Origin of the sequence: Streptomyces sp. MS191, assembly GCF_008042125.1 — a bacterium.
Lineage (GTDB): Bacteria > Actinomycetota > Actinomycetes > Streptomycetales > Streptomycetaceae > Streptomyces.
This window is the reverse complement of record NZ_RDBI01000066.1, coordinates 352,084-355,754: the sequence shown is the minus strand read 5'-3', so window position 1 is coordinate 355,754 and position 3,671 is coordinate 352,084. Positions and strand designations below refer to the sequence as shown.

3 protein-coding genes and 1 pseudogene are annotated in these 3,671 nt (G+C 72.5%); 2 read left to right on the top strand and 2 right to left on the bottom strand.

Translation table 11 applies throughout. The annotated features are described in order from the left end of the window. The coding region (locus EAO71_RS30225; protein ID WP_147981337.1) for a hypothetical protein at positions 1 to 821 on the bottom strand (821 nt) is incomplete at its 3' end. 394 nt (positions 822 to 1,215) lie between these two features. On the opposite strand from EAO71_RS30225, the gene EAO71_RS30220 reads away from it, so the two are divergent. Further along, complete coding sequence (locus EAO71_RS30220) at positions 1,216 to 2,931, top strand: chitinase (protein WP_147980969.1); 1,716 nt, start codon at positions 1,216 to 1,218, stop codon at positions 2,929 to 2,931. Positions 2,932 to 3,063: 132 nt separating this feature from the next. Here the strand turns inward: EAO71_RS30220 and EAO71_RS30215 are convergent, their stop codons facing one another. Next, positions 3,064 to 3,384, bottom strand: coding sequence for a hypothetical protein (locus EAO71_RS30215; protein WP_147980968.1), 321 nt, complete (start codon positions 3,382 to 3,384; stop codon positions 3,064 to 3,066). A gap of 37 nt (positions 3,385 to 3,421) precedes the next feature. Here EAO71_RS30215 and EAO71_RS37970 point away from each other — a divergent pair. Further along, positions 3,422 to 3,671 (top strand): annotated as a pseudogene (locus EAO71_RS37970) (serine/threonine-protein kinase); the annotation flags it as partial.

The window sequence follows — 3,671 nt, the reverse complement described above, 5'->3', positions numbered from 1 at the left end:
GCCGTGGGCACGGGTGCGGAGCAGAATCCGCAGCGGTCGCCGWTGAGTTCCATCCGGCACCAGTGGCAGGTCTCCCGCCGTACGGAGGAGACCAGTTGGTGGAGGATGGCGATGTCCGGCAGGTAGGCGGCGAACTCCACGAGGCGCCCGGTGCCCCACCAGCGGGGCGACTCGGCGGGCAGGGGGGCTTCCTGGACGCCTTGGACCTGCCAGCGGGGCACGAGGCTGCCGGCCGGCCAGTCCGTCTGCAGCTGGCCGCGGGCCAGGACGAGCTGGGTGACGAACTCGGGTCCGGCCGGCGGTTCGGCGCCGGGTCCGATCCGCACGAGCTGGGGTACGGGCCCGGCGAGGACGGCGAACTGCGCTCCGGGCATCCAGCCTTTGACGTGGGACTTCAGGGAGACCGGGACGCGGTCGAGCTTGGCGACCGAGCCGAGGACGGCGCCGGCGTAGATGTAGTGGGCGAGCAGCCGGGCCGCGGTGGCGACGACGCCGGGGCTGAAGTCGCAGGCGGACAGCTGGCGCAGCTGGCGGGCCAGTACGGCGACTCCCAGCGGTGGCAGGTCGGACTTCACCAGGGCGATCCGGTCGCTCTCCAGGAGGGAGCGGACGGCGTGCAGGCGGCGGACGGTGGCGGTCGGCACCGAGGAGGGGCAGACCACGACGACATGGCCGTAGCGGTCGAGGAGGAGTTGCAGGTCGGCGACGGCGGAGGCGAGTGGCTGGGTCTCCGGGGCGGGGAGGACGACGGCGTCGGGTGTCCGCTGGTCGGTCGGTGGCAGCACCAGGTCGGCGCTGGTGACCGCGATCGCTGTCGGCACGTCAGGCTCCCCGTCGACGTCACTCTGCGTTCACCGCGCCATCGCGCAGCGCGGTTGCCTCTGCACTTTATCCACGAGGCCCGGGGTGGTGAACAGACAATCCGTTAAGCGAGGGGGAGTTTCTTGGGTCCGCGGTGGGCCCGTTCTGGGCCTGCGGTGGGTCCGCATGTGGGCCCGGCGGTGGGTCCGCCACTGGGTCCGCGCGTAGGCCCGGGGACCCATGCGCCAACTCCCTTTCCCTCCAGAGGTCTTGACAACTCAATTGGTCTGGACCAACTTGTTCCCTCAGCGGTGGCCACCGTTCCGTACGACCTCCCCGTACGACCTCCCCGGACGACGACGTACGACGACGTACGAACCTCCACATCCCCGACTCCCCCACCGGAGGCTCCCAGTGGACCGCACCACCACACGCTCCCGCGCTCACCGGCGCCGAGGGATCGGCGGCGTCCTCGCGCTCGCCGTCGGCTCCGGTCTCGTACTCGTCGGCGGGGCGGGCACCGCCCAGGCCGCGGACGTCAACGTGGCCAAGAACGCGGGCTTCGAGTCAGGGCTCACCAACTGGACCTGTTCCGCCGGCAGCGGCGCCGCGGTCTCCTCGCCCGTACGGACCGGCGCCGGCGCCCTGCGCGCCACCCCGGCCGGCCTCGACAACGCCAAGTGCACCCAGACCGTGGCCGTGAAGCCCAACTCCACCTACACGCTGAGCGCCTGGGTGCAGGGCGGCTACGCCTACCTCGGCGCGAGCGGCACCGGAACCACGGACGTCTCCACCTGGACGCCCGACAGCGGCTCCTGGAAGCAGCTGACCACCACCTTCACCACCGGCGCGAGCACCACGTCCGTGCAGATCTACACGCACGGCTGGTACGGCACCGCCGCCTACTCCGTCGACGACGTGAGCGTCTTCGGCCCGGACGGGGGCGGCGGCCAGGACCCCGACCCGGTCGTCCCCGCCACCCCGGCCGGCCTCGCCGCCGGCACGGTCACCTCGTCCTCCGTGGCCCTCAACTGGGGCGCGGTCTCCGGCGCCACCGGCTACAACGTCTACCGCAACGGCACCAAGGTCCTCTCCGTCGGCGGGGCCTCGGCCACCGTCACCGGGCTCGCCGCCAACACCACCTACCAGTTCCAGGTGACCGCGACGAACTCCGCGGGCGAGTCCGCGAAGTCGGCCACCGTCTCCGCGAGGACCGGCACGGTCACCGACCCGGGCCCCGGCCCGGCCGTCCCCAAGCACGCGCTGACCGGCTACTGGCAGAACTTCAACAACGGCGCGACCGTCCAGAAGCTGCGCGACGTGCAGTCCCAGTACGACATCATCGCCGTCTCCTTCGCCGACTCGACCGCCACGCCGGGCCAGATCACCTTCAACCTCGACCCGGCCGTCGGCTACGCCTCGGCCGCCGACTTCAAGGCGGACGTCGCGGCCAAGAAGGCGGCCGGCAAGTCCGTGATCATCTCGATCGGCGGCGAGAAGGGGAACGTCACCATCAACAGTGACGCCTCCGCGACCGCCTTCGCCGACAGCGCCTACGCCCTGATGCAGGAGTACGGCTTCAACGGCGTCGACATCGACCTCGAGCACGGCATCAACTCCACCTACCTGACCAAGGCGTTGCGCCAGCTGTCGGCCAAGGCCGGCTCGTCCATGGTCCTGACGATGGCCCCGCAGACCATCGACATGCAGTCGACCGGCACCGAGTACTTCAAGACGGCGCTCGCCGTGAAGGACATCCTCACCGTCGTCAACATGCAGTACTACAACAGCGGTTCGATGCTCGGCTGCGACGGCAAGGTCTACAGCCAGGGCTCGGTGGACTTCCTCACCGCGCTCGCCTGCATCCAGCTCCAGGGCGGCCTCGACGCCTCCCAGGTCGGCCTCGGAGTCCCCGCCTCCACCCGCGGCGCGGGCAGCGGCTACGTCGACCCGACCGTCGTGAAGAACGCCCTGGACTGCCTGGCCCGCGGCACCGGCTGCGGCACCTTCAAGCCGGCGCAGACCTGGCCGAACCTGCGCGGCGCGATGACCTGGTCGACGAACTGGGACGCGACGGCCGGCAACGCCTGGTCCAACGCGGTCGGCCCGCACGTGCACAACCTCCCGTAGGGACACCACCCCCGGGCCACCGGGCCGGCCGGACGCCTGACGCCCGGCCCGGTCGCCGGACCCCCCTCAGGGGGTGTCCCCCGCAGCGCCGCCGTTCCCCCGGCGGCGCTGCGCGCGTTCCCGGCCTCCGCGTCAGCGGGGTGCGTCCGGGCCGGTCCGCTCCGGCATGCAGCGGTCGAGCACGAGCTCCAGCTGGGCGATCCACTCGGTCACCCGCGCCGCCCGGCCGTTGATCTCGCAGGTGTAGGAACTGCCGTCGTACAGGGCGACGTGCACGGCCAGCTGCCGCCCCCGGTGGGCGGTCTCGTAGACCAGCGAGCCGATCTCGGCCCAGTCGAACTCGGCCTCCTCGCCGAAGAGCTCGAAGACGACCCCGTCGGCGTCGGCGACCATCCCGCACTCCCCGTCGGAGGCGACCACGGCCGGCACCGGAAGCGGCGGCTCCACGGGCATCGGCGGCGGCACCACGTCCCGCACGGGCGMCGCGGACGTGTTCGCGCTCGGCGCCGTCCTGGTGGCGGCGGCCGGCGGGCGCGCCTTCGGCGACGGCACCCCGATGGGGCTCATGTACCGCTCCGTCCACGAGTCCGCGGACCTGGCGACGGTCCCGGCCGGGCTGCGGGACCTGGTGGGCGGCTGCCTGGCGAAGGACCCCGCCCGGCGTCCGACGCCGGGGGCGATCCTGGACGCGCTGGCCGCGCGGCCGCAGGGAGCGCCCACCGGACCTGACGCGGCTTCGC